Below are 24,284 nucleotides of genomic sequence, written 5' to 3'. Positions count from 1 at the left end.
GCCCGCTACCGGCGCAGCGTGTCGCGCCATCTCGCGCGTGTGCAGGGCGCACGCCCAAACGCCGCGGTGCTCGCCACGCGCCAGGAGACTTCCCCATGACGAAATCCCATCTGGCCCTGCGGGGCCTGCTTGTGCTGCTGGCGGGTCTGCCGCTGGCATCGCGTGCCGGCGATCCGCTGATCGTGGTCGAAGATCGCGGTGGCACGTCGGCGCTGCCGTACTACGAGGCCCTCAACCTCCAGCCGCGCGCCGATGTCCCGGCCCGGCCGCCCATTCCGACGCCACAGGTTCCCGCCACACCCGCGGACGAGGCAGCGATGCTGCCGGTGCGCAGCACCAAACTCACGCCTGGCACCGTCGCTCGGCGCGTGATCGANGCNCCNGGCCTGCGGCCNTTCGTGGTCATCGGCGACGACGACGCCTCCCGGGCCTGGTTGCAGCGCCGCGGCGTTGCTTTGCGCGAACGCGGCGCGGTCGGCCTAGTGGTCAATGTCGAGACCGCGCAGGGCCTGGCAGGGCTGCGTGCCCTGGTGCCGGGCGTGCCGCTCGCGCCCGTAGCCGGAGACGACCTGGCCGATCGCCTAGGCCTGCGGCATTACCCGGCGCTGATCACGGCCACCGGCATCGAGCAATGAAGCCATGTCGGGGAAACAGCCGGTCGAGGTTCTGCTACGCCCAGCGGTGGAGCTATACACCGTCGCAGCGTGTGCAGGCGCCGCGTTTCTGTCCCTGGTGGCCCCGTGGTCGCTCGCGCTGAGTCCGGCCATGGGCGTCGGCAGCGCCCTGGCGTTCGGCGCCTACGGCGCGATCCGCTACCGCGACGCTCGCGTCATCCTGCGTTATAGGCGCAACATCCGCCGCCTGCCGCGTTACGTGATGACGAGCAAGGATGTGCCCGTCAGCCAGCAGCGGCTTTTCATCGGGCGCGGATTCCTGTGGGAGCAGAAGCACACCCATAGGCTCATGCAGACATACCGGCCGGAGTTTCGCCGCTACGCGGAGCCGACACCGGCCTATCGCCTGGCGCGTCGGCTGGAGGAACGGCTGGAGTTTGCGCCGTTCCCGCTGTCCCGGCTCTCCGCTCTCACGGGCTGGGACGTTCCGTTCAACCCTGTGCGCCCGCTGCCACCTGTAGGTGGCCTGCCGCGGCTGCATGGCATCGAACCCGACGAGGTGGACGTCAGCCTGCCGCTGGGTGAGCGCGTCGGACATTCGCTGGTGCTGGGCACGACGCGCGTGGGCAAGACGCGGCTGGCCGAGCTGTTTGTGACTCAGGACATCCGTCGCAAGAACGCTGCCGGCGAGCACGAGGTCGTGATCGTTATCGATCCCAAGGGCGACGCGGATCTCCTGAAGCGGATGTACGTCGAAGCCCAGCGCGCAGGCCGTGAAGGCGAGTTCTACATCTTCCACCTCGGTTGGCCGGAAATCAGCGCCCGCTACAACGCGGTAGGACGCTTCGGTCGCATCTCGGAAGTCGCCACCCGTATCGCAGGGCAACTCTCCGGTGAAGGCAACAGCGCGGCCTTCCGGGAGTTCGCGTGGCGCTTCGTCAACATCATTGCCCGCGCTTTGGTGGAACTGGGGCAGCGCCCGGACTACATGCTGATCCAGCGGCACGTCATCAACATCGACGCACTGTTTATCGAGTACGCCCAGCACTACTTCGCCAAGACCGAGCCCAAGGCCTGGGAGGTGATCGTCCAGATCGAGGCCAAGCTCAACGAGAAGAACATCCCGCGCAACATGATCGGGCGCGAGAAGCGCGTGGTCGCGCTGGAGCAGTACCTTTCCCAGGCGCGCAACTACGACCCGGTGCTCGACGGCTTGCGCTCGGCAGTTCGGTACGACAAGACCTACTTCGACAAGATCGTCGCATCGTTGCTGCCGCTGCTGGAAAAGCTCACCAGCGGCAAGATCGCCCAGCTCCTGGCCCCGAATTACTCCGACCTGACCGACCCGCGCCCGATCTTCGATTGGATGCAAGTCATCAGGAAGCGCGCCATCGTCTATGTGGGACTGGACGCGCTGTCCGACGCCGAGGTTGCCGCAGCGGTCGGCAACTCCATGTTCTCCGACCTGGTTTCGGTCGCGGGCCATATCTACAAGCACGGGATCGACGATGGCCTGCCGGGCGCATCCGCTGGCACGCGCGTGCCGATCAATGTCCATGCGGACGAATTCAATGAACTCATGGGTGACGAATTCGTGCCCCTGATCAACAAGGGCGGCGGTGCCGGGCTACAGGTCACGGCGTACACACAGACCCTCTCGGATATCGAGGCCCGCATCGGCAACCGCGCGAAAGCTGGCCAGGTGATCGGCAACTTCAACAACCTGTTCATGCTGCGCGTGCGCGAGACGGCCACCGCCGAACTGCTGACGCGGCAGTTGCCGAAGGTCGAGGTCTATACCACCACCATCGTCTCCGGGGCGACCGATAGCTCGGACATCCGTGGCGCGACGGATTTCACGTCGAACACCCAGGACCGCATCAGCATGTCCAGCGTGCCGATGATCGAGCCATCGCACGTAGTCGGCCTGCCAAAAGGCCAGTGCTTCGCGCTGCTGCAAGGCGGCCAGCTTTGGAAGGTTCGCATGCCGCTGCCGACACCAGACCCGGATGAAGTGATGCCGGCGGATCTGCAGCAACTGGCCGGATACATGCGCCAGAGCTACAGCGAGGCCACGCAGTGGTGGGATTTCACCAGCTCCCCTGCCTTGCAGGATGCGGCCTTGCCCGATGACCTGCTGGACGATGCTGCTCCAGCCGAGCCTGCTGCGGTGGCCACCGACACCGACCACAGTACCGACGAGGCCGCGCCATGAAGGACGCCGCCTCGACCGCGCAGCGGGAGCAGAACCAGCGCCAGGGTCTGATCGTCGGCACCATCACCTTGCCATTTCGCCTGCTCGGGGTATTGATTGGCTCGCTGCTGTTCTCGATCGTGGTGGAGTGCGTCGGCATGCACCTGTTCTGGAAGGATCAGGGCTGGCGCCATTCCCAGCAGATGTTGCAGTACGAGCTTGGGCACCTGTCCAGCCACTTCACGCGCAGCGTGGTCGTGCAGGAGCCAGGGCGCACGGCGCACGAGTTGGTGGATACAGGCTACGAATGGGTGTTCGTTCGCTCGGGGCTGCTGGCGCGCATGAGCCAGACCGCCGAGCGCGTCCGCGCGCCCAGCCACGAGCAGGCGCGCAACTTCCGCTACTACATCAGCCAAGTCTATGTCTGGGCCGAGAGCTACCTCATCGCCGCAGCCTTCACGACGCTGACCTTCCTAGTGCGCCTGCTGGTCCTGGTGCTCACGCTGCCACTGATCTTCACGGCCGCCTTCGTCGGTCTGATTGACGGTCTGGTGCGACGCGACGTGCGCAGGTTCGGCGCGGGCCGCGAATCCGGGTTCATCTACCACCGTGCAAAAGCCAGCCTCATGCCGCTGGCCGTGCTGCCGTGGATCACGTACCTGGCGCTGCCGATCTCGGTGCATCCATTGCTGATCCTGTTGCCGAGCGCCGCCTTGCTGGGACTGGCCGTGAGCCTGACTGCGGGCAGCTTCAAGAAGTACCTCTAGCAGATCAATCCGGTCATCTGCAGGTTCCTATTGTTTGCGGCCTGAAACAGCCCCGATCTCCACGATCTAGCCATTGCTGATCACACAGGAATGGCGCGATGTTGGCTCCGATCTGGCTGCGCGCCGCGCATCGCGGCGTGCCCACTTTTCTCGTGACGGCCCTTGTACTGGGTCAGTCCTCGATGGCGTTGGCCGAGTCCCCGGCGCAGCGTCAGGAGTTGGTCGCAGCGCTGCGCCAGCTCGACGCGCTGGAGCGCACCGTCGCCGACAGCGCTACGCATGCCCCCATCCAGCCGGGCGAGCGCTACCACTTCGATTACCCGAGGCTGCTGGCTGACCTGGCGCGCGTGCGCGCCGGCATCCAGGCCCATCTCACACCGTCGCGCGCCCAGCCGCGCGNCGCCTCCGAACTGATCGGCGACTACCGCACGGAGCGGGTCGTCCCGCCATCACCGCCGACGACCACGGAGGGCAAGCCATGAACGGCGCCCAGGTCTCGGCATTTCAAGCCAACAGCGGCATCGCGCCTTCAGCGATGGCGACCGTCCTGGTCGGCGTCGTGTTCGCGGTCCTGCTCGTCTGGGGCGTCTGGGCCATGCGAACGGCCTACGTGGGGTGGTCCGAAAGCCGCCTCAACCAGCGCCAGTTCCTCGGCGTCTGCATCCGATTCGTCGCGATGTACCTCGTCCTGACTTTCTTCCTCCTCTCCTGACCTGAAAGGCATGACCATGCAAAACTGCATCCTCACTTCCCGTCTTGCCCAGCGCGCCACCGTGGCCCTGGGCACCGCAGCGCTGCCCGCCCTGTCGTTCGCGCAGGGTCTGCCGCAGTTGGAGAACCCGACCCGCGGCACAGGCAACGGCATCATGGAAACGATCCGCAACTACGGCTACGACATCATCATGCTCGTGGCTCTGCTGGTGGTGGCGTCCATGTTCATCGGCGTGTGCTACCACGCCTACGGGACCTACGCGGAAATCCACACAGGCCGCAAGACGTGGGGCCAGTTCGGCCTCACGGTCGCCATCGGCGCCGTCTTGCTCGTGATCGGCATCTGGCTGCTCACCGAAGCCACCGGCATCCTGTAAGCGAGGCCGGTATGTCCGAGCAGCAGCACGTCCGTGCGGACGGGACGGTCACGTTCCTTCCGCACCGGCTCAATCGACATCCCGTTGTGGTGCGCGGTCTCACCGCCGACGAGTTGTGGATCTGCTGCGGCCTGTCCGGCGCCGCCGGTCTGCTGGTCGGCGCACCGCTGTCGTGGGTGTTCCGCACGATCGCGCTAGCACCCACGTTCGTCGTCCTGGGCGTGGCCTTCGGCGTGTTCATCGGCGGCGGCATTCTTCGCCGCCTCAAGCGCGGGCGTCCCGACACCTGGCTGTATCGGCAACTGCAATGGCGCATTGCCACACGCCATCCGCTGATGGCGGGCTGGGTAGGCGGCCATGTGCTGATCTCGCGCTCCGGCTTCTGGACCACCCGAAGGAGCGCACGATGAGCCGCTTCAAGAACGAGATCACCCACCTGCAGGCGCACATCAAGACGCTTCGCCTGGGTGCTGGCGCCCTGATCATCGTCGCCCTGGTCATGGGTGGCGGCTGGTGGAGCGCTCCCCGCGATCTGACCATCCACGTTCCGCCTGACCTGCGCTCCGGCAGTACCAGGAAGTGGTGGGAAGTGCCGCCCGAATCGGTCTATGCGTTCACGTTCTACGTGTTCCAGACGCTCAACCGCTGGCCGACGAATGGCGAAGAGGACTACGCGCGCAACCTCCACACGCTCTCGCCGTACCTCACCCCATCCTGCCAGGCCTTCCTGCGCGCGGACTACGACTACCGCCGCAGCACGGGCGAGTTGCGCCAGCGCGTGCGCGGCATCTACGAAATCCCCGGCCGCGGCTACGGCGACGACCCCACGGCCCGCGTGCGCGTGGTTTCCGACCGCGACTGGGTAGTGACGCTGGACATCACCGCCGACGAGTACTACGGCGCCGAGCAAGTCAAGCGCGCTCTGGTGCGCTATCCCGTGAAGGTCACGCGGGTGGACGTCGATCCTGCCCGCAACCCGTTCGGCCTGGCGCTCGACTGCTATGAGGGCGCGCCCCAGCGCATCAGCACGCCGGAGCCGACGCGCCCGGCGTCTGGTGGCCTGTCTCCGCAAGCGCCCCAAGGAGAAACCCCATGAAGCATCCTGTACTCACGCTGCTGGGGCTGTTGGCCGTGGCCGCGGCTCCTGCTGTCCAGGCGGTGGAGATCCTGCGCTGGGAACGTATGCCGTTGGCGGTGCCGCTGAAGGTCGGCCAGGAGCGTATCGTGTTCATCGACCGCAACGTCCGCGTGGGCGTACCCTCGGGCGTCGGCGAGCGCCTACGGGTGCAGAGCGCGGGCGGCGCGGTGTACCTGCGCGCCAGCGAGCCGATCGAGCCCACGCGGCTGCAATTGCAGGACGCCGACACGGGCGCGCTGATCCTGCTGGACATTGCGGCGGAGCCAGCCAAGGACGGCGAAGCCGAGCTGGAACCAGTGCGCATCGTCGAGGGCAACAGCACCCCGGCGCGCTATGGCGATCAGCCCGGCGATGACAACGAAGCTCCGGCGCGCGCCCAGGACCAGGCAGGTGCGCGGGCGGCGCGACGCGAGACCCCGGTGCCGGTTGTCCTGACGCGCTTCGCCGCGCAGAACCTCTACGCTCCGCTGCGCACTGTGGAGCCGTTGCCCGGCGTCATGCGGGTGAACCTGCGTCGTGACCTCGACCTCGGCACGCTGATGCCGACGCTGCCCGTGCGCGCGGTCGCGCTCGCGTCGTGGCGTCTGGAAGACCAGTGGGTCACTGCCGTGCGACTGACCAACAACAGCAGCGGCTGGATCACTCTCGATCCGCGCATCCTGCAAGGCGATTTCCTCACCGCCACCTTCCAACACGAGGCACTTGGCCCGCGTGGCACGCCCGAGGACACGACCGTCCTGTACCTGGTGACGCGCGGGCGCGGCCTGGCGCAATCGCTGCTACCGGCGATCAACCGCTTCGACCCGGCCGTGCATCTCCCGCAACCGGAAGACCGCAAGGAGGCCCGCCATGCGCAGTAATGGACTCCTGAAGTGGCTGATGGTCCCGGTTGCCTTGCTGGTGCTGTTCGTTGCCATCCGGCTGTTCTCGGGTGGCAGCAGTTCGGCGCCACCGGCCGCGGATGCCGGTGCCAAGCTCACGCCAGCGGAAATGAAGGCGTTGGGCATCGAGGGCGATACCCCGCGCGACACCGTGGCGACGCTCGTTGCCCAAGTGAAGCAGTTGCGCACCGAGCTTCAGACCGCGCTCTCGGACAACAAATCCCAGCGCGAAGAAAACCAGCGACTGCGCCAGCGCGAGAACTCCATTGATCAGCGCATCAATTCGGCCCTCGACTCCGAGCGTACCAACCTGCGTCGCGACCAAGAGCAGGCAGCCAGCGCGCGCCAGCAGACCGAAGGGTTGCTTGCCGACCTGCAGCGGCGTCTGGACAGTATCGGCGGACGTGGCGGCGGCCATGCCGACCTGCCGGTGGGTCTGGGGCTGCGCGACGGCGACGAGGCCGGCATGGAAGGCGGCGTGCGATGGGTCGAACCCGACGATGCGAGGAAGGCCGAGGGGCGGAACAGCAGTCGTGGCACGGGTAGCGGCATGAGCTTCCCGACGAGCTTCGGCCCCGCGCAGAGCACGTTGGAAACCACGGCGGAAACCGTGGCGAACGCGGGCGCACGCGCAGCAGGCGTCAAGAGCGCCAAGGCGGTCTATACCGTACCGACCAATTCGACGCTGATGGGGTCGGTGGCGATGACGGCGCTGATCGGCCGCGTGCCGATCGACGGAACCGTTAACGATCCATACCCCTTCAAGGTGTTGGTCGGACCGGACAACCTGACCGCCAATGGCATCGACATTCCCGACGTGGCCGGTGCCGTGTTCAGCGGCACCGCATCGGGAGATTGGACGCTCTCGTGCGTGCGCGGCCAGGTGCGCAGCATCACCTTCGTCTTCCACGACGGCACGATCCGCACCATCCCCGAAGACCGCGACGGCAACCAGCAGAACAACCAGCAGCGAGACGGCCTGGGCTGGATCAGCGACCCATACGGCATTCCCTGCGTCAGCGGGGAGCGGCGCAGCAACGCCCAGCAGTACCTCGGCTCGCAAGCCCTGATTACCGCCGCCGGTGCCGGCGTCGCTTCGCTGATCGACAGCGACAGCGGCCAGATGTCCTACGTCGGCGCCGACGGCTCCATCGGGAGCGTCGGCATCTCGGGCAATGAAGCCGTGGGCCGCATCCTGGCCGGTGGCGTGCGCGACATGGCCGACTGGGTGAACAAGCTATACGGCCAGGCCTTCGCCGCCGTCTATGTCCAGCCCGGCGCGAAGGTCGCCGTCCACCTCGAAAAGCCGCTTGCCATCGACTTCGATCCCGAAGGCCGCAAGGTCGATCACCGCGCAGGAGAAAGCCATGCTCTCGAACTTGAATAAGGGCCTGGCGCTGGCCCTCGCCGTCGCGGTGCTCGGCGGCTGTGCCACCAGCAAGGAAAAGCTGCTCCCGCACGGCGACAGCACGATGATGGACATCTGGCAGCAGAACGCCGGCGACGGCAGCGGTGGCGCCGGCCAGGTGGCGCGCAGGCAATTGCTCGATGCACGCCAGAGCCTGCGCCGGCCGCTGACCGAGGCCGACGTGGAGGCCGCGCCCGCCGAACAGATGCGCTACACGCGCACGGCGCGAAACGAGGTCTATCGCCAGTTCCACCGCCTCCCGAACCCCGATCTTGTCATGTATGTGTACCCGCACCTGGCGGGTACCGACCCCGTGCCTGTTCCGGGCTACACGACAGTCTTCCCCCTGTACCAGCGCGTGCAGTACGCCATGCCGGGCGAGCGCGTGGAGGACTACTGATGCGCTGGAAACTCCCTTGGCCGAAGCTGGCTGCATCCGATGGTGGCAATGACGAGCAGCCGGACGGCTGGCAGCGCCACGTCGAGGCGTTGCGCCAAGCCGGCATCGCCGAACCCGGAGCGACGATCCAGGGCCGCAAGCCGGCGACCGTGGCGGACGAGCAGGCGCTGTACGACGTCGCGCAGTCGTTCGCGGAGCTGCTGCCGTGGGTGGAGTTCCTGCCGCCGTCGAAGTCCATGCTGCTGGAGGACGGGCAATCGGTCGCAGCCTTCTACGAGCTGGTCCCGCTGGGCACCGAAGGTCGGGAGCCTGGCTGGCTCGCGCATGCCCGCGATGCGCTCGAAAACGCGCTCCAGGATTCGTTCGATGAGCTGGACGAGAACCCCTGGGTGCTCCAGCTCTACGCCCAGGACGAACCCAGCTTCGACCAGTACATGCAGACCCTGCGCAACTACGTGCAGCCGCGCGCTCGCGGCACAGCCTTCACCGAGTTCTATCTTCGCTTCTTCGGCCACCACCTGCGCGCGGTGGCCAAGCCCGGCGGCCTGTTCGAGGACACGGTGGTCACGCGGTTGCGCTGGCGCGGCCAGACGCGGCGCGTGCGCATGGTGGTCTATCGCCGGGCCACCGGCCAGGCGAACCGCCGTGGCCAGACACCCGAGCAAATGCTGAACATCGTCTGCGATCGCCTTTGCGGCGGCCTGGCGAACGCCGGCATCCAGGCCCGGCGCATGGTCGCGGCCGATGTTCACGACTGGTTGCTGCGGTGGTTCAACCCACGCCCAACGATGCTCGGGCCAAGCGCTGAGAATCGAGAGCGCTTCTATGCGCTGGCCCGCTATCCCGACGAGGTGGAGGAAGGCGAGATCGAGCTGGCGAGTGGTCGGGATTTCAGCCAACGGCTGTTCTTCGGTCAGCCTCGCTCCGATGCCGGGCACGGTACCTGGTACTTCGACGGCATGCCGCACCGTGTGCTGGTCACCGACCGACTACGCATGCCGCCCGGTACGGGACACCTGACTGGCGAAACCCGCAAGGGCGATGCGATCAACACGCTTTTCGATCAGATGCCCGAAGACACCACGATGTGTCTGACCATGGTGGCGACGCCCCAGGACATCCTCGAATCGCACCTGAATCACCTGGCGAAGAAGGCTGTCGGCGAAACACTGGCATCGGAGCAGACGCTCAAGGATGTGCAGGAGGCGCGCTCGCTCATCGGCAGCGCGCACAAGCTCTACCGCGGCACGCTGGCCTTCTATCTGCGCGGGCGCGACGAAGCCGAGCTTGACAGGCGCGGCCTGGACCTCGCCAACGTGATGCTCAACGCGGGGTTGCAGCCCGTGCGCGAGGACGATGAAGTTGCGCCGCTCAACAGCTACCTGCGCTGGCTACCGTGCTGCTACAACCCTGCGCAGGATCGGCGGAACTGGTTCACCCAACTGATGTTCGCCCAGCATGTGGCGAATCTCTCGCCGGCGTGGGGACGCAGCCAGGGTACGGGCCATCCGGGCAACACGTTCTTCAACCGCGGTGGCGGGCCGATCACGTTTGATCCGCTGAACCGCTTGGACAGGCAGATGAACGCCCATCTGTTCCTATTCGGCCCCACCGGCTCGGGCAAGAGCGCAACGCTCAACAACCTCTTGAATCAGGTCACGGCCATCTACCGGCCGCGGCTGTTCATCGTGGAAGCCGGCAACAGCTTCGGCTTGTTCAGCGACTTCGCCAAGCGCCTGGGTCTGACCGTAAACCGGGTCAAGCTGGCTCCTGGCTCAGGCATCAGCCTGGCGCCGTTCGCCGACGCTCGCCGGCTGATCGAAACGCCCAGCAACGTGCAGACGCTTGATGCCGATGCACTGGATGAAGAATTGCCAGCCGATTCCTCGGTCATGGAGGAGGACGAGCAGCGCGACGTGCTGGGTGAACTGGAGATCACGGCACGGCTGATGATCACAGGCGGCGAGGACAAGGAAGAAGCCCGGATGACGCGGGCCGATCGCTCGCTGATCCGCCAGTGCATCCTCGATGCCGCCGAACACTGCGTGGCCGAGAAACGCACGGTGCTCACGCGCGACGTGCGCAACGCGCTGCGCACGCGCGGCCAGGACCCGACGCTGCCCGAGATGCGGCGCGTGCGGCTGCTGGAGATGGCGGACGCGATGGACATGTTCTGCCAAGGCACGGACGGCGAGATGTTCGATCGCGATGGCACGCCGTGGCCCGAGGCCGACATCACGCTGGTGGATCTCGCGACCTATGCCCGGGAGGGCTACAACGCGCAGCTCTCCATCGCCTACATCAGCCTGATCAGCACGGTGAACAACATCGCCGAGCGCGACCAGTACCTGGGCCGTCCGATCATCAATGTGACCGACGAAGGCCACATCATCACGAAGAACCCGCTGCTCGCGCCCTACGTTGTAAAAATTACAAAAATGTGGCGCAAGCTAGGGGCCTGGTTCTGGCTGGCTACACAAAATATCGACGATCTGCCGCGTGCCGCGGAGCCCATGCTCAACATGATTGAGTGGTGGATCTGCCTGTCGATGCCGCCCGATGAGGTCGAGAAGATTGCACGCTTCCGCGAACTCTCGCCCGCGCAGAAAGCGCTGATGCTCTCGGCGCGCAAAGAAGCGGGCAAGTTCACCGAGGGCGTCATCCTTTCCAAGAGCATGGAAGTGCTGTTCCGTGCCGTGCCGCCCAGCCTGTACTTGGCGTTGGCGCAGACCGAACCCGAAGAGAAGGCCGAGCGCTACCAGCTCATGCAGCACTACGGCTGCACCGAACTGGAAGCGGCCTTCAAGGTGGCCGAGAAGATCGACCAGGCGCGCGGCATCGAGTCGCCGGCCTTGGAACTGTCGTAAGACGGAGAACGCCATGGAACAGAAACGTCCTTCCATTCCGATGCAGGTCCAGGCGTTCCGCCGCCGCAACGGGCGGCCCCGCTGGCCCTGGGCATTGGTTGCTGTGCTGGTCGCGCTGCTGCTGATCTGGCTTGTGCCGAGGTCGCCCGGCGAATCCCCGCCGCAGCCGCCCACGCCGGTCAGCATGGCACCGGTGGCCGGGCCGCCCTGGCTAATGGGCAACCCCAAAGGCCGTTTCACGCTGACGCTCTATGCCGACCTGGAGTGCCCGTTCTGCCGGGAATATTTTCCGCAGCTCAAACGGTGGGTGGGCACCAACGCCGACGTGGCGCTGCAATGGCACCACCAGCCGCTAGCCGCGCACGAGCCGGCCGCGTCGGCCGAGGCACGTCTGGCCGAATGCGCAGCCGAAGCTGGCGGGCATGCCGCGTTCTGGCAGGCGGTCGAATGGGTCTATGCCCACACGCGCAGCGACGGCCTGGGCTTGCCGGATGGCTTGCGCTACCCCGAATCGACGCCAGCCATCGAGCAGTGCATGTCAAGCGAAAGGTCCAGTGCCGCTATCCGCGCCCAGGCCGCGGAAGCCACCAAGAGCGGCGTTACCGCCACACCGTCACTGCGTCTGCTTGATCGCGAGACGGGCCAGGCCATCCTGCTGCAGGGACCAATCGAGGGCGACGCCTTGTTGTCTGCCATGGACATGCTGACGGCTGACGGTCCGACCGGCACACCCACATCCGAAATGCCTGCCGACGTCGTCGGCGACATGCCCAGGTAGCCCCGGTCTTCAAGGCTACGGCGCAGTCCGCTGCGCTGACCGCAACCCGTTCGCCTCGCATCCTGGTCGCGAACGATCGCCGCTGCCGCGGTGATGGATGCACCTTGTTCGTTCCCTAGGAGGGCTGGCCCTCCTAGGGCGCGCGCCCTCCGATCTCACCGTCTGGAGGTTCGCCATGTCTTTTGTCGTCAACGACTCCTGCCCGGAGTCGCTTTCCGTCACCGCTGCCCAACACGAGGACTGGATCATCCAGCAAGCCATCGTGCTGCTGGAGAGGCGGGTTTTCAAAGCTGGACCGTGCCTCAGCCGACCGGCCGCTGTGCGGGACTATCTGCGCGTGAAACTGGTCGCTGAACCCAACGAGATATTCGCCGCTGTGTTCCTGGACAGCATGCACCAGGTGCTGGCCTACGAGCCATTGTTCAGGGGCACGATCAACTCGACTTCTGTTTATCCACGTGTCGTCGTACAGCGTGTGCTGGAGTTGAACGCCGCCGCGGTGGTCTTCGCGCACCAGCACCCCTCGGGCATCTCCGAGCCGTCGAGCGCGGATCGTGTGCTGACCCAGCAACTGCAGGCCGCGCTGGCGCTCATCGATGTACGGGTACTGGATCACATCATCGTAGGCCAAGGTTCCCCGTTCTCCTTTGCGGAGTCAGGCCTGCTGTAACGGTCGCATTGCTTCATTGATCCCCGCGGAGGCTTCGGCCTCCGTTTTTTTATGGCGCGGGACAAGCAGGTATGCGGGCAGCCCGCGATGCGCATTGTTTGTTGGGGTGGCATCGGGTTCGCGTTTGACTATGGCCCTGATCAACTTTCGGGGCACGCGACATGCCGGCATCCTTTTCCACGTTCGCGTCGGGCTGGCGAACCCTTGGTCTCGTCGTGGCGCTGCCGGCGTCCCTGGCCGTGTTCAGCCCCGTCGCCTTCGCAGCCGACGTACTGGTCGTCACCGACAGCCACCACCCGGTCAAGACCATGGGCGGCGAGCGGCTGATCGAGCTGGACGAAGCCCGCCGGATTGAAGCGGAGCTTTCTGCGGAACTGCCCGCCGCCCCCGAACAGGCGGCGGCCACCGTCAAGCGTCGGCTGAGCCAAGGCGGCGCCGACCTACAGCGCCGCATCGCTTCCGCATACCAGGGCGTCACCGACGCATGGAGCCTGGGCATCACCAGCATCCCGGCTGTCGTGGTGGATCAGCGCTACGTGGTCTATGGCGAGCCGGATGTGGCCCGCGCTGTCGCGCGCATCGAGCAGCGTCGGAGGACCCAGCCATGACGCGACCATTCGACCTGATGCGCCGCATGCGGGCCGGCGTGGCTTCCTTGCTGCTGCTCAGCGCCACGGGTAGCTACGCCTTGAACACCACCGCCATCGTTGCCTCGGTGGCCTCGCCCGATTGCTTGGAGTACCGGGTGGTAGGTATCTGCTACTGGCTCTACTGCACCTGGGGAGGATGCACGGTGCGCACCTCTGTCAAGGTGCGCCACTACATCCCCGATGCGGTCGTCTCCAGCTACAGCAACACGGGCGAGAACCCGTGGGTCGAAGTCCGGGCGATGAGTACGGCCAATCCGTCCGCCCAAGCGGGGGGCGATGGAACGACGAACGAGGATCACGAAAACAATCTTGCGAAATTCAAGAACGCCGACGTGATCGGCCATCCCGGCGTCGAGGTGTTCAACCAGTTTGTTTCGTCCTCGGGCTACTTCTGCGAGGGCGCAGGAACGGCATTCATGCCGTATCTGCTCAGCACCTTGGACACGCTTGCCTGGCGCTACAACGTGCCCGAGATGGCCTACCCGGAGGCATTGATTCCCGGCATGCGCGAGGTCGGCGCACGCACCACGATGAACCTTTGGGGCAACGTGTATCCCCGCGGCGGCTTCCTGCACCAGACCGACGACCACAAATCGGGGGCCGTGGTGGCCCAGCGTGCGGGAGATATCGTCACTCGCCGGGGGCAGTTGCACGTGTACCAGCCGCTGCTTGCCAACGCCCGCGATGGCTACTGGCCCGCCGGCGCGCTGATGGAGGGTGATGCCTCGACTGGCAAGTGGCAGGAACTCACGCCCGTCCTGTCCTCGTCTTGCACGGTTTTCCCACGCACCGGCTTCCTGACCCAGGCCCAGCAAGGCGACTACGCCTGGGCACTGTGGCGGCCGTATGCCTGCTGCGAACGCCGTGGACAGGTGTTCCTTGGAAGCGTTGATTTCCTTTGAGGTGCCGCGATGAAGCGTTTCGACTCTATGCAGTTCTCCCCTCCGGCTCGTGGCAAGAGGATCTGTTTGGCGCTCACCGGCGCGTTGGTTCTGGCAAGCGGCGTGGCCTGGGGCCAACTGGGCTACCAGACCAGCGGCAACGTCATCGGCGATGACGTCATGTACTCCATCGGCGGCGGCAGCGCCGTTTCGATGGGTCGCGCAGCCGGCATGCGCTCGCTCGGCGTGGGTGTCGGCTGGAACAGCAATCTGATCTGCGGTGACATGAGCATCCAGACCACGTTGAAAAATCAGCTCAACGGCGTGACCAATGGCTTTCAGCAGATCATGTCCTCGGTGATCCAGAGTGCTACGAGTGCTGTGGCCTCCCTGCCGGCGTTGATCATCCAACGGGCTGATCCGGGCCTCTACAACCTGCTCACCAACGGCGTTCTGCAAGCGCGGCTGGATTTCGACCGCTCGAAGCTGACGTGCCGCGCCATGGCCGAAAAGATGGCCGAAACGGCCGGCGGCCAGCTCGGCTGGAGCCAGATGGCAGAGGGGTTGGCACTGCGCGATGCTGTTTCGAGCACGGATGCCGTCTCGGCCGTCGAGCAAGCCGAGACGCGCCGTGGCAACGACGGCGTGCCTTGGGTCGGGGGAAGCAATGCCGGCGGCTCCGGTCAGCCCGCGATCAAGGTGGTCGGCGACGTCACCCGCGCGGGCTACAACCTGGTCAATGGCCGCGGTGTGACCGACACATCGGCAATCGCACCGGCAAGTTGCGCGAGCCTGTCGTGCCAGACCTGGACCACGCCGCAAGCGGCCGTCGAGTGGGCGACGCGGGTGCTCGGCGAGAAGGAGCAGCGCACCTGCGACGCCTGCACCAAGACGGAGACGGTGCCCGGCGTCGGGCTGACGCCGCTGATCCAGGANGAGTACGANGCCAAGCTGCAGGCGCTCCAGGACCTGGTCTCCAAGGCGAAGAACACGACGCCCGAAAACCTGCGCGAGGCCGGCAGCGCGTCGCTGCCCATCACACGCGGAGTGATCGAGGCACTGCGCGACGAGCCGGACCAGCACCTGCTGTCGCAGCGCCTGGCGTCCGAGGTTGCGCTGGCGTCGGTGCTGGAGAAAGCGCTACTGCTGCAACGCACGCTGCTGACCGGCAAGAAAGAGCCCAACGTGGCGGCCAACCAGCTCGCCGTGGAAGCTGTGAACCACGAGAGCGACACGCTCGATCGCGAGATCCGCAACCTCAAGACCGAGCTGGAGCTGCGCCGGGAGCTGGCAAACAATTCGCCCATGGCGATCATCCAGCGCCACGGCACGCGCGCGGCGGGCTCGCGTGGGATCTACGAAGGCGATCCGGTGCCTGACCGCCTCGATCAGTTGCAGAAGGGCAATCCGGGAGGCCGGCCATGAGCCCGATGCGTGCGGCCTGGCTGCGCCCGCGCTGGCTGTTCAGCCGGCGCGCAGCAAAGGCGCTGCTGTGGACGGTGGTACTCGCGGCCGTCGCCGTGTGCGCCAACATCGTTGGCATCTACCTCGTCGGAAGCGTCGCAGGCTGGGAGCGTTGGCTGGCGGCAGCAGCGGGCTACTTCCTGGTCTGGCGGCTGTGCCTGTACGGCGCGACGGCCTACGGCTGGGTCTGGATGCGTCGCCGACTGCTGGCGCGCGAGGACGACGCGCAAGCGCGGCGCCGCCTGGTGCGCAGCGAGATCGCCGGCGTCGTTGCCATCGTGGCGCTTGAAGCCAGCCTGTTGATGCAGGGCTGAGGGGAGATCCGAGCCATGACGCTTTTCGCGACCGACTACCTGGAGTACTACCTGACCCTGGTTTCCTGGATCGTCAACAACGGCATCTGGGCGGTACTGGTATCCAGCGGGGTATTCGCACTGCCCTTCGTGGCGATCATCGTGCAGGAATGGCTCAAGGCCCGTGGGGAGGGTGCAGACGAAGGCAATAAGGGCGTGCTCTCGGCCGCACGCATTGAGAACCGGGTGTTCGTCGCCATCGTGGTCGTGATGTTCGCCGGCATCCCCTTCATCGACGTGGACCTCAACACCATTCAGTACGACAGCTCGCGCTCGGCTCAATGCCAGGTCAGCGTGCCGCAGCCCACGGATACCGGCTGGTCCCAGTCCTTCAGCACCATCAACAACCAGAGTGCCAAGGTGCCGGTCTGGTGGGCATTCATGCACGCGCTCTCGCGCGCCGTCACCAGTGCCTCGGTGGCAGCGATCCCGTGCGGAACAGACCTGCGACAGATGCGCATGGAGATCGACGCTACCCGCATCAACGACCCGGTGCTGGCTCAGGAAGTGGCCGATTTCACACACGACTGCTACGGGCCAGCACGCGCTAAATTGTTCATGGCGCGACCGGAGCTGGACGAAGCTCAAATGAACGACGTGACATGGATCGGTTCGAGGTTTTTCACGGACACCGGCGGCTACTACGACAGCTACCGCTCCAGCACGGCGCGCGAGTCATGGCCCTATGACGACACTCGCGACGCAGGGCTTGCGCAGGTGGCCAGTGGCGGCGGCTACCCGACTTGCAGGCAGTGGTGGGCCGATGGCAGCAACGGCCTGCGAGCACGGCTGCTGAGCCAGGTGGACCCCAGCCTGTTGAATCGCTTGGCGGGCTGGGCCGGGTTCCTCAGCCGTACCGAGGTGGACGATTCGGTGGTCCGTACCATCGCGTCACCGCGACAGCAGAAGCTCAACCAGGGTTCGGTCTATACCGACTACGGCGGCCAGATCGACAAGACCCTGCCGAACATCGTGACGCGGGCCACGGGGGACGTAGGAATGGCGGTCGGGGCACTTGCCGCATTCCCTGCCATGGACGTGGTGCGCCAGGCGCTGCCCATGGTGCTTGCCTTGCTCAAGATGGCGCTGGTCATCTGCATCCCGCTCGTGCTGGTCGTCGGCACCTATGACCTGAAGACGGTCGTCACCGTCAGCGTCGTGCAGTTCGCGCTGTTCTTCACCGATTTCTGGTTCCAACTCGCTCGCTGGATCGACAGCACCATCCTCGATGCGCTCTATGGGTGGGGCTTCGGCTGGAACCGGCCGCACACTAACTTCGATCCGCTGGTGGGGTTGAACAATGCCTTTGGCGACCTGCTCCTGATGTTCGTCATGGGCACGATGTTCCTGGTCTTGCCGGGTTTTTGGCTTGCGAGCCTTACTTGGGTTGGGATTCGGGCTGGACACGTCATCCAAGGGCTTTCGGATGGCAGCAAGAGTGCCGGCCAAGCAGGCGGTAAGGGCGCTGGGGCCCTTACCGGAGGTAAGCTGAAGTAGCGCGGCGCCGGTCAGTCGTCGGTGTACAACTCGTGCGACGTATCGTTGTACAGGTTGGGATCGTAGCCCGGCGTCTTGCGCAGTTCGGTGAGGTCGGTGAAAGGCCACTCGTCTTCATCCGAGGTATTGGCAGCAGCAGCCCATCCCGCCACCACGACTCCCAACAACACGAGTGCGAACCAGAAGGCGACGTAGAGCAGCGCGCCCAGCACAGCCAGCTTGACCGCCCACAGCAGCACTGTGGCACCAACCGAAGGCACCCCTTTGACCATCAACCAATTCGATACCCGCCGTTCGCCACGCGCATAGGCACGCCATACACGGCCAAATGCGCGGCCGATACGTTCTGCGGTGCTGGTACGAGTTGTGGTGTTCATGGTCGTCTCCTGCTACTGAGGGATGTCTATTCCAGGGTGCTCCACTTCATTCCGTTTCAGGCTTCAATGTGTTTTCTCGCTGCTTCAGGACGCTTCGTCATCCGGTTCCACCGGGCCCGGGTCGGGTTCCACGCCGATGCGGTAGGTGGCAACGAAACGCGGCCAATCCACATGGTCAACCAGATCGATGTCCTCGATGACGCTGACCTTCGCTCCCGCACGCTCGAACAGGGCGATGCTCTTGGCGGGATAGTTGTTGCGCGACGGATAGAGCACTCCGTCGAACAGAGGTTGGCCGTCGTCGCCGACCATCGCATGCACCTGAGCGGACACCTGCTGCGTGTGCGTGTAGTCGCGGCTGGCCAACTGCTCCAGGTTCAGGCCAAAGTAGCCCGCCATGACGCTCGGTGCCGTGAGATCGGCCAGAAGCACGTCGGCCACCACCCCTACAGCGCGCACCATCCTGCCCTGGACTTCTTTCAATGCGATCGAGCGCTTCGCGTCATCAAGCCACTGATGCTTGTGAAACACCGACTCCATCAACGCCGTGGGCAGGTCGCGCCCCAGGTAGAGCACGCCGTAGGCTCGGGCCGGGTCGTCGTAGCGATTGGTGCTGCTGCGACCATAGTACAGCGGGCTGCCCCGATAGACGACGCGGCTCACATGCTGGAGCAGTTCACCGGCATCGATCAGAAAAGAAGGCAGCTCGTGGTTCATGGCAGTCTCGCTTCAATGCACCTGAACGCCCAGCACGTTAAACACGGCCTCGGCCACGGCGTCGATCGTGCCATGCGTCACCGCATCCACCGGCGAGCGACCGCCCAAGCCTTCGAGCGGTTCGGACAGTGCGCGGTAGATCGTCCAGTGATCGATACCCTCGACCTCCTGAAGCACGGTTTGGGTCAACTGCTGCTTTACCGGGTCGAGCTGCCAGTCGGGCAGCTTCTGACCGCGCGGCCCCACGTTCAGCGCCAGCAGCCGACGCGCGAGGATGTCCTTGTAGATCTGCTGGCGCGACTTGTCCGCCAGCTTGGCGAACTCCGCGGGCGGCAGGTTGTGCGGCTGGTTGAAGGTTTCCAGTAGCACCGCACGGCCTCGCTGGACGTCGGTTTCATTCGGTGCCCAGCGCGTGTCGGCGCGCAGCGCGGCCGCCTTGCGTGCAAGGGCCTGCCCAACGGTCTCCCCCTGCAAGTTGGCGGGCAGTGTTACCGCTTCCACGCGCTCGTGGACGAACGCCTGCAACTCGGCCGCGAAAGCCGTGGCATCCCGGATTTCGACGGTATCCGCGAAGCGGCGTACATCTTCCACCGTGACGCGCGGCAGACGGTCGGCAATGAATTCAATGGCAGTGGGCATGGTCATCTCCCAAGTAGGTTTGAGACAGGTTTCACTCTAGTCGCCTTTGTCGCGTTTGTCAACTTTGACGCCTAGAAAGCAACCTACCCGGCGGAAGCAGCGCCTTCGCAGCATAGACCGAGGCCAGCGCCTGGTCGCCGTCCAATGCATTCGAGCGGGTTCCACATTGACGGTGGAGCCGCGATCCAGGCCCCGCTATACCGAAACGGTTAAAGGCCAAAGGGTCGAAATGGCAAGGGAATGGGGTGCAAGGGGAAAGGCCCTACCTCGAAAAGGCCAAAAGGCCTCCCGGTCGGCCCGTCATTAGGACACCTCACATGCTCTCCCTGTTCCAGCGAAAACGGCCCCCGGTCGCTGCCGCACCGACGCCATCACCCGTCACCGACCTCCCGAAAGGGCTGCTGCGTCCTGAGTCGGCCGCATCGCTGCTGGCCACCCCACGCCGGCAGAAGCTGCTGGAGCACATCTGGCAGCGCACGTCGCTCTCACACCGGCAATTCGTCACCCTGTACCGCACGCCCCTGGAACGCTACGCCGAACTGGTCCAAGCCTTTCCGGCCTCCGAAGCGCATCACCATGCCTATCCGGGCGGCATGCTCGACCACGGCCTGGAGATCGTGGCCTACAGCCTGAAACTGCGGCAGTCCCATCTGCTGCCCATCGGTGCCAGTCCCGAAGACCAGGCGGCGCAGTCCGAAGCCTGGACCGCCGCCGTCGCCTATGCTGCGCTGCTCCACGATATTGGCAAGATCGCCGTCGATCTACACGTCGAACTGGCCGACGGCAGTACTTGGCATCCGTGGCATGGCCCGCTGCACCAGGCGTACCGATTTCGCTACCGTGACGACCGCGAATACCGCCTGCACAGCGCCGCAACAGGCTTGCTCTATCGCCAACTGCTCGACCGCCACGTCCTGGACTGGCTCAGCGACTATCCGGCTCTCTGGGCACCGCTGCTCTATGTGCTGGCCGGTCAGTACGAACATGCCGGTGTACTGGGGGAACTCGTCGTGCAAGCAGACCGGGCGTCGGTGGCCCAGGAGCTGGGCGGCGATCCGGCGCGCGCCATGGCCGCGCCTAAGCACGCACTGCAACGCAAGCTGCTGGACGGGTTGCGCTACCTGCTCAAGGAACAGTTGAAGCTGAACCAGCCGGAAGCCTCCGATGGCTGGCTCACCGAGGATGGTTTGTGGCTGGTGAGCAAGACGGTCTCGGACAAACTGCGCGCACACCTCCTGTCTCAGGGGATCGATGGCATTCCTGCGAACAACACCGCCGTGTTCAACGTGCTGCAGGACCACGGCATGCTCCAGCCCACCTCGGACGGCAAAGCGGTCTGGCGCGCGACCGTCACCAGCACGACCGGCTGGTCCCATTCGTTCACCCTGTTGCGTCTCGCTCCCGCGCTGATCTGGGAGTCTGGCGAGCGACCAGCACCTTTCGCAGGCACGGTAGAGATCGACGCGACGCCCGCAGAAAACGACGCCAGCATGTCGGCTCCCGTGCCAACCGTCTCGGTGAACCCAGCGCAGGGAGGTCAAGAGCCTCCAATTTGGGAGGACGACAGCACCACCATCGTTTCACCGCCCGCGGCCCAGCCCGTGCCCGACGTCATGGAGGACTTGCTCGCGATGGTGGGCTTAGGTGAGTCGGCCGGCGTTGGACAGGATGCCGAAGAGTTCCTCCACCCTCCCGCGCCAGCAACAGCCGCGACGTCCATTCCATCACCTGTACCCGCGCCTACGCCTGGGTCATCGGCAACGAAGCCATCCACGGAACAGTTCATGGTTTGGCTGAAGCAGGGAATCACCTCACGACGGCTCATCATCAACGACGCGAAGGCGCTCGTGCATACGGTGAATGACACGGCCTACCTGGTCAGCCCGGGTGTGTTCCAACGCTATGCGCAGGAGCATCCCGAAGTGGCCGCGCTCGCCAAGCAGGAGAATCAACAGGATTGGCAGTGGGTGCAGAAGCGCTTCGAGAAGCTGCAGCTACATCGCAAGCACCCCAATGGCCTGAACATTTGGACCTGTGAAGTCACGGGCCCGAGGAAGTCCCGCCGACTGCATGGCTACCTCCTTGAAGATGGGTCCTTGGCATTCCCCGAAATACCGCCCAACAATCCCTATCTTGCTCTGACTCAGGAAGGATGACGCGATTCGGGCATTGATCGCCACCGTCGTTTGGCGACGATCAATACCCCGCGAAAGCTGGCAACATTTGGCGAACTGAGCTACTCGGCCCGCGCCAACTCCTGCGCAAGGAACGGAGCGGTTCGGCTGCCAGACGTTCGGGCCACCTGCTGAGGGGAGCCCGCCACCACGATGCTGCCGCCGGCAGCGCCTGCACCAGGCCCCACGTCGATCACCCAATCGGCCTGAGCCACCGCGCGCATATCGTGCTCGATCATCACCACGGTGTTGCCGGCATCGACCAGGCGCTGCAACTGCACCAGCAGCCGGTCGGCATCGGACGCATGCAGCCCGGTGGTTGGCTCGTCGAGCACGTACAGGCTTCGGCCGCGCTGGCTGCGCTGAAGCTCGGTCGCCAGCTTGATGCGCTGCGCCTCGCCACCGGAAAGTTCCGTGGCCGGTTGCCCCAGGCGCAGATAGCCCAATCCGATATCGCGCAGCAATTGCAGGGGCCGGGCCACGGCGTCTTCACCCGCAAAGAATTCGCTGGCTTCGTCCACGGTCATCTGCAGCACCTCGGCGATGTTGCGCCCGTTCCATTGCACCTTCAGCGTGGCCTCGTTGTAGCGTGCGCCATGGCACGTCGGACACGGGGCGTACACGCTGGGCATGAACAGCAACTCCACACTGACGAAGCCCTCGCCCTCGCAGGTCTCGCAACGCCCCTTAGCCACGTTGAACGAGAAGCGCCCGGCGTCATAGCGGCGGCGTCGCGCATCGGGCGTGGCGGCGAACAGCTTGCGCACGTGGTCGAACAGGCCGGTGTAGGTGGCCAGGTTGGACCGGGGCGTGCGCCCGATCGGCTTCTGGTCCACCTGCACCAGGCGCTGTATGGCGTCCACGTCGCCCGCCAGATGACCGCCAGTCGCTTCGATCACTGCCGGCCCTTCGCTGGTGGCGCTTTCGGCCGCGTCGTCCTCGGGCTCGTGGCCCAGGTGCAGTAGCACCAGCTCCGGCAGCGCCTGCGCGACGAGGCTGGACTTGCCCGAGCCGGAGATGCCGGTGACGGCCGTCAGCACGCCCAGCGGAATGCGTGCGTCCACGCCATGCAGGTTGTGACGATGGATGCCCTGCAGCTCCAGCCAGCCGGTCGCTTCGCGTGCCCGGCTTCCCGGCGCGGCGATTTCGTCGAACAGATAGCGGGCGGTGCGCGATTCGGCAATCTTGCGCAGGCCGTCCGGCTCGCCGCTGTAGAGCACGCGGCCGCCACGCTCCCCGGCATCCGGCCCCACATCCACCAGCCATTGCGCGCGGCGCATCAGGTCCAGGTCGTGCTCGACCACGAACACCGAGTTGCCCGCGTCACGCAGCCGGTCGAGCGCGTCGTACAGCGCCTGGCTGTCGGAGGGGTGCAACCCCGCCGAGGGCTCGTCGAGCACGTACACAACACCGAACAGCAGGGAACTCAATTGCGTGGCCAGCCGCAGGCGCTGCAACTCGCCGGCCGAAAGCGTCGGCGTGGCCCGGTCCAGCGTCAGGTAACCCAGGCCCAGCCCACGCAGTTGACGCAGGCGCGCCATCACACCGCCGGCCAGGCGCTGCGCGGCGAGGCGCTTTTCTTCCGACAGCGCGGAGGTGCGGCGCACGTCGGGCGATACCGCATGGACGGCACGGCCGGAGGCCGCGCGTTCGGCACGGTCGCGTCGGGTCGCTTCCTTGTCCGTAGCCGCCCCCGCTGCATGGGCGCGGAAATCGCCCTGGGCAATGGGTTCGAGCAAGGCCGCCAACTGGTCCAGCGGCATCTGCATGAACGCGCCGATGTCCACGCCGGCGAAGGTGACCGACAGCGCCTCGGGCTTGAGCCGCTTGCCGTGGCAGGTGGGGCACGGCTTGCCCTCCATGAACCGGGACACGCGCTTTCTCATCAGTGCGCTTTGGGTATTGGCAAAGGTGTGCAGCACATACCGCCGGGCGCCGGTGAAGGTGCCCATGTAGCTCGGCTCCATCTTGCGCTTGAGCGCCGTGCGGGTCTCGGCGGGCGTGAAGCCGGCGTACACCGGCACTGTCGGTGTTTCCTCGGTGAACAGAATCCAGTCGCGGTCCTTCTTCGGCAGGTCCTTCCACGGTCGGTCAACGTCGTAGCCCATGCTGACCAGGATGTCGCGCAGGTTCTGGCCTTGCCAGGCGGGGGGCCAGGAGGCGATCGCCCGCTCGCGGATGCTCAGGGAGGGATCGGGCACCATGATGGCCTCGGTCACCTCGTACACATGGCCCAGGCCGTGGCAGGTCGGGCACGCTCCCTGCGGCGTGTTGGGCGAAAAATCCTCGGCGTACAGCATCGGCTGGTTGGCTGGGTAGGCGCCGGCGCGCGAATACATCATCCGCACCAGGCTGGACAGGGTGGTCACACTGCCCACGGAGGAACGCGCGTTGCTGGAGCCCCGCTGCTGTTGCAACGCCACCGCCGGCGGCAGGCCGTCGATCGCATCGACGTCCGGCACGCCGGCCTGGTCGATCAGGCGCCGCGCATAGGGGGCCACCGACTCGAAGTAGCGCCGCTGCGCCTCGGCGTAGATGGTGCCGAAGGCCAGCGAGGACTTGCCGGAGCCGGAAACGCCGGAGAACACCACCAGCGCGTTACGCGGGATGGAAACGTCCACCTCTTTGAGGTTGTTCTCGCGCGCGCCGCGCACTTCCACCATGCCGCTGGCCGCAGCGGTACAAGAGGATTCACCGAAAGAATTGTTTGGCATGTTCTTATCCTGT

Annotated in this window: 23 protein-coding genes and 5 pseudogenes; 24 read left to right on the top strand and 4 right to left on the bottom strand. The window is 65.6% G+C overall.

Translation table 11 applies throughout. From position 1 onward, the window contains the following. From ACNA0J_RS09905 to ACNA0J_RS09795, 23 genes and pseudogenes are all read left to right on the top strand, one after another. Window positions 1-99 (top strand): annotated as a pseudogene (locus tag ACNA0J_RS09905) (lytic transglycosylase domain-containing protein); the annotation flags it as partial. After that, window positions 96-376, top strand: a pseudogene (locus tag ACNA0J_RS09900) (DUF2859 domain-containing protein); the annotation flags it as partial. The pseudogenes ACNA0J_RS09905 and ACNA0J_RS09900, both read left to right, overlap by 4 nt. A gap of 19 nt (window positions 377-395) precedes the next feature. Further along, window positions 396-635: integrating conjugative element protein (locus ACNA0J_RS09895; protein WP_415818708.1), on the top strand; the 240-nt coding region annotated here is incomplete at its 5' end. Window positions 636-639: 4 nt separating this feature from the next. Next, a complete protein-coding gene (traD, locus tag ACNA0J_RS09890; RefSeq protein WP_009459677.1) occupies window positions 640-2,829 on the top strand; it encodes a type IV conjugative transfer system coupling protein TraD in 2,190 nt (729 codons plus the stop codon). Continuing rightward, window positions 2,826-3,575, top strand: a complete 750-nt coding sequence (locus ACNA0J_RS09885) for a TIGR03747 family integrating conjugative element membrane protein (protein ID WP_009459676.1) — start codon at window positions 2,826-2,828, stop codon at window positions 3,573-3,575. Before traD ends, ACNA0J_RS09885 begins: the two co-directional genes overlap by 4 nt. 98 nt (window positions 3,576-3,673) lie before the next feature. Further along, window positions 3,674-3,974, top strand: a pseudogene (locus tag ACNA0J_RS09880) (integrative conjugative element protein, RAQPRD family); the annotation flags it as partial. Window position 3,975: 1 nt separating this feature from the next. After that, a pseudogene (locus tag ACNA0J_RS09875) lies at window positions 3,976-4,057 on the top strand (integrative conjugative element protein, RAQPRD family); the annotation flags it as partial. Beyond that, on the top strand, window positions 4,054-4,287 hold the full coding sequence (locus ACNA0J_RS09870) for a TIGR03758 family integrating conjugative element protein (RefSeq protein WP_009459672.1): 234 nt from the start codon (window positions 4,054-4,056) through the stop codon (window positions 4,285-4,287). The pseudogene ACNA0J_RS09875 and the gene ACNA0J_RS09870, both read left to right, overlap by 4 nt. A 16-nt stretch (window positions 4,288-4,303) precedes the next feature. After that, on the top strand, window positions 4,304-4,663 hold the full coding sequence (locus ACNA0J_RS09865; RefSeq protein ID WP_009459670.1) for a TIGR03745 family integrating conjugative element membrane protein: 360 nt from the start codon (window positions 4,304-4,306) through the stop codon (window positions 4,661-4,663). 11 nt (window positions 4,664-4,674) lie between these two features. Continuing rightward, the gene (locus tag ACNA0J_RS09860; RefSeq protein WP_009459668.1) at window positions 4,675-5,073 is read left to right on the top strand and encodes a TIGR03750 family conjugal transfer protein; all 399 of its coding nucleotides are present in this window, start codon (window positions 4,675-4,677) and stop codon (window positions 5,071-5,073) included. Continuing rightward, window positions 5,070-5,759 (top strand): PFL_4703 family integrating conjugative element protein, encoded by a 690-nt coding sequence (locus ACNA0J_RS09855; RefSeq protein WP_009459666.1) that lies wholly within the window; start codon window positions 5,070-5,072, stop codon window positions 5,757-5,759. Before ACNA0J_RS09860 ends, ACNA0J_RS09855 begins: the two co-directional genes overlap by 4 nt. Further along, on the top strand, window positions 5,756-6,661 hold the full coding sequence (locus tag ACNA0J_RS09850) for a TIGR03749 family integrating conjugative element protein (RefSeq protein WP_009459665.1): 906 nt from the start codon (window positions 5,756-5,758) through the stop codon (window positions 6,659-6,661). The genes ACNA0J_RS09855 and ACNA0J_RS09850 overlap by 4 nt, the downstream gene beginning before the upstream one ends. Next, window positions 6,651-8,069 (top strand): TIGR03752 family integrating conjugative element protein, encoded by a 1,419-nt coding sequence (locus ACNA0J_RS09845; protein ID WP_009459664.1) that lies wholly within the window; start codon window positions 6,651-6,653, stop codon window positions 8,067-8,069. Before ACNA0J_RS09850 ends, ACNA0J_RS09845 begins: the two co-directional genes overlap by 11 nt. Further along, a complete protein-coding gene (locus ACNA0J_RS09840; protein ID WP_009459662.1) occupies window positions 8,050-8,490 on the top strand; it encodes a TIGR03751 family conjugal transfer lipoprotein in 441 nt (146 codons plus the stop codon). The genes ACNA0J_RS09845 and ACNA0J_RS09840 overlap by 20 nt, the downstream gene beginning before the upstream one ends. Next, window positions 8,490-11,357 (top strand): conjugative transfer ATPase, encoded by a 2,868-nt coding sequence (locus tag ACNA0J_RS09835; protein ID WP_019726341.1) that lies wholly within the window; start codon window positions 8,490-8,492, stop codon window positions 11,355-11,357. The genes ACNA0J_RS09840 and ACNA0J_RS09835 overlap by 1 nt, the downstream gene beginning before the upstream one ends. Window positions 11,358-11,370: 13 nt before the next feature. Continuing rightward, on the top strand, window positions 11,371-12,135 hold the full coding sequence (locus tag ACNA0J_RS09830; RefSeq protein WP_009459652.1) for a DsbA family protein: 765 nt from the start codon (window positions 11,371-11,373) through the stop codon (window positions 12,133-12,135). A gap of 175 nt (window positions 12,136-12,310) precedes the next feature. Next, a complete protein-coding gene (gene radC / locus ACNA0J_RS09825) occupies window positions 12,311-12,805 on the top strand; it encodes a RadC family protein (RefSeq protein WP_009459650.1) in 495 nt (164 codons plus the stop codon). Between the two features lie 161 nt (window positions 12,806-12,966). Continuing rightward, entirely contained in the window at window positions 12,967-13,413 is a 447-nt protein-coding gene (locus tag ACNA0J_RS09820; protein ID WP_009459649.1) for a TIGR03757 family integrating conjugative element protein, read from the top strand. Beyond that, on the top strand, window positions 13,410-14,357 hold the full coding sequence (locus tag ACNA0J_RS09815; RefSeq protein ID WP_019726343.1) for a TIGR03756 family integrating conjugative element protein: 948 nt from the start codon (window positions 13,410-13,412) through the stop codon (window positions 14,355-14,357). The genes ACNA0J_RS09820 and ACNA0J_RS09815 overlap by 4 nt, the downstream gene beginning before the upstream one ends. A 9-nt stretch (window positions 14,358-14,366) precedes the next feature. Continuing rightward, a partial coding sequence (locus ACNA0J_RS09810) for an integrating conjugative element protein (RefSeq protein ID WP_415818706.1) occupies window positions 14,367-15,271 on the top strand: 905 nt, incomplete at its 3' end. A gap of 10 nt (window positions 15,272-15,281) precedes the next feature. Beyond that, a pseudogene (locus ACNA0J_RS09805) lies at window positions 15,282-15,761 on the top strand (integrating conjugative element protein); the annotation flags it as partial. Next, complete coding sequence (locus tag ACNA0J_RS09800) at window positions 15,758-16,114, top strand: hypothetical protein (RefSeq protein WP_009459645.1); 357 nt, start codon at window positions 15,758-15,760, stop codon at window positions 16,112-16,114. The pseudogene ACNA0J_RS09805 and the gene ACNA0J_RS09800, both read left to right, overlap by 4 nt. Window positions 16,115-16,129: 15 nt before the next feature. Beyond that, window positions 16,130-17,650, top strand: a complete 1,521-nt coding sequence (locus ACNA0J_RS09795; RefSeq protein ID WP_019726345.1) for a conjugal transfer protein TraG N-terminal domain-containing protein — start codon at window positions 16,130-16,132, stop codon at window positions 17,648-17,650. Window positions 17,651-17,661: 11 nt separating this feature from the next. On the opposite strand, the gene ACNA0J_RS09790 is transcribed toward ACNA0J_RS09795, so the two are convergent. The 3 genes from ACNA0J_RS09790 to ACNA0J_RS09780 all read right to left on the bottom strand — a co-directional run bounded on the left by ACNA0J_RS09790 (window position 17,662) and on the right by ACNA0J_RS09780 (window position 19,383). Further along, on the bottom strand, window positions 17,662-18,027 hold the full coding sequence (locus ACNA0J_RS09790) for a DUF3742 family protein (protein ID WP_009459638.1): 366 nt from the start codon (window positions 18,025-18,027) through the stop codon (window positions 17,662-17,664). Window positions 18,028-18,111: 84 nt separating this feature from the next. Beyond that, on the bottom strand, window positions 18,112-18,744 hold the full coding sequence (locus ACNA0J_RS09785) for an RES family NAD+ phosphorylase (protein WP_009459636.1): 633 nt from the start codon (window positions 18,742-18,744) through the stop codon (window positions 18,112-18,114). Window positions 18,745-18,756: 12 nt separating this feature from the next. Then, window positions 18,757-19,383 (bottom strand): hypothetical protein, encoded by a 627-nt coding sequence (locus ACNA0J_RS09780; protein ID WP_009459635.1) that lies wholly within the window; start codon window positions 19,381-19,383, stop codon window positions 18,757-18,759. Window positions 19,384-19,700: 317 nt separating this feature from the next. Here ACNA0J_RS09780 and mobH point away from each other — a divergent pair, with 317 nt between their 5' ends. Then, a complete protein-coding gene (gene mobH / locus ACNA0J_RS09775) occupies window positions 19,701-21,539 on the top strand; it encodes a MobH family relaxase (RefSeq protein ID WP_019726349.1) in 1,839 nt (612 codons plus the stop codon). Window positions 21,540-21,619: 80 nt separating this feature from the next. Here mobH and ACNA0J_RS09770 read toward each other — a convergent pair whose 3' ends face one another. Beyond that, window positions 21,620-24,271: an excinuclease ABC subunit UvrA gene (locus ACNA0J_RS09770; protein ID WP_019726350.1), complete on the bottom strand. Its 2,652-nt coding sequence runs from the start codon at window positions 24,269-24,271 to the stop codon at window positions 21,620-21,622. Window positions 24,272-24,284 lie beyond the last annotated feature (13 nt).

This window comes from Bordetella tumbae (assembly GCF_965139195.1).
Classification (GTDB): Bacteria; Pseudomonadota; Gammaproteobacteria; order Burkholderiales; family Burkholderiaceae_B; genus Bordetella_A; species Bordetella_A tumbae.
This window is presented reverse-complemented; position numbering and strand designations above follow the sequence as displayed.

Coding starts and splice junctions, on each gene's coding strand:
- ACNA0J_RS09865 (WP_009459670.1), top strand. CDS start 4,304: ATGCAAAACTGCATCCTCACTTCCCGTCTTGCCCAGCGCGCCACCGTG.
- ACNA0J_RS09785 (WP_009459636.1), bottom strand. CDS start 18,744: ATGAACCACGAGCTGCCTTCTTTTCTGATCGATGCCGGTGAACTGCTC.
- radC (WP_009459650.1), top strand. CDS start 12,311: ATGTCTTTTGTCGTCAACGACTCCTGCCCGGAGTCGCTTTCCGTCACC.
- ACNA0J_RS09860 (WP_009459668.1), top strand. CDS start 4,675: ATGTCCGAGCAGCAGCACGTCCGTGCGGACGGGACGGTCACGTTCCTT.
- ACNA0J_RS09780 (WP_009459635.1), bottom strand. CDS start 19,383: ATGCCCACTGCCATTGAATTCATTGCCGACCGTCTGCCGCGCGTCACG.
- ACNA0J_RS09815 (WP_019726343.1), top strand. CDS start 13,410: ATGACGCGACCATTCGACCTGATGCGCCGCATGCGGGCCGGCGTGGCT.
- ACNA0J_RS09850 (WP_009459665.1), top strand. CDS start 5,756: ATGAAGCATCCTGTACTCACGCTGCTGGGGCTGTTGGCCGTGGCCGCG.
- ACNA0J_RS09830 (WP_009459652.1), top strand. CDS start 11,371: ATGGAACAGAAACGTCCTTCCATTCCGATGCAGGTCCAGGCGTTCCGC.
- ACNA0J_RS09870 (WP_009459672.1), top strand. CDS start 4,054: ATGAACGGCGCCCAGGTCTCGGCATTTCAAGCCAACAGCGGCATCGCG.
- ACNA0J_RS09885 (WP_009459676.1), top strand. CDS start 2,826: ATGAAGGACGCCGCCTCGACCGCGCAGCGGGAGCAGAACCAGCGCCAG.
- ACNA0J_RS09790 (WP_009459638.1), bottom strand. CDS start 18,027: ATGAACACCACAACTCGTACCAGCACCGCAGAACGTATCGGCCGCGCA.
- mobH (WP_019726349.1), top strand. CDS start 19,701: ATGCTCTCCCTGTTCCAGCGAAAACGGCCCCCGGTCGCTGCCGCACCG.
- ACNA0J_RS09820 (WP_009459649.1), top strand. CDS start 12,967: ATGCCGGCATCCTTTTCCACGTTCGCGTCGGGCTGGCGAACCCTTGGT.
- ACNA0J_RS09835 (WP_019726341.1), top strand. CDS start 8,490: ATGCGCTGGAAACTCCCTTGGCCGAAGCTGGCTGCATCCGATGGTGGC.
- ACNA0J_RS09845 (WP_009459664.1), top strand. CDS start 6,651: ATGCGCAGTAATGGACTCCTGAAGTGGCTGATGGTCCCGGTTGCCTTG.
- ACNA0J_RS09800 (WP_009459645.1), top strand. CDS start 15,758: ATGAGCCCGATGCGTGCGGCCTGGCTGCGCCCGCGCTGGCTGTTCAGC.
- ACNA0J_RS09840 (WP_009459662.1), top strand. CDS start 8,050: ATGCTCTCGAACTTGAATAAGGGCCTGGCGCTGGCCCTCGCCGTCGCG.
- ACNA0J_RS09795 (WP_019726345.1), top strand. CDS start 16,130: ATGACGCTTTTCGCGACCGACTACCTGGAGTACTACCTGACCCTGGTT.
- ACNA0J_RS09770 (WP_019726350.1), bottom strand. CDS start 24,271: ATGCCAAACAATTCTTTCGGTGAATCCTCTTGTACCGCTGCGGCCAGC.
- traD (WP_009459677.1), top strand. CDS start 640: ATGTCGGGGAAACAGCCGGTCGAGGTTCTGCTACGCCCAGCGGTGGAG.
- ACNA0J_RS09855 (WP_009459666.1), top strand. CDS start 5,070: ATGAGCCGCTTCAAGAACGAGATCACCCACCTGCAGGCGCACATCAAG.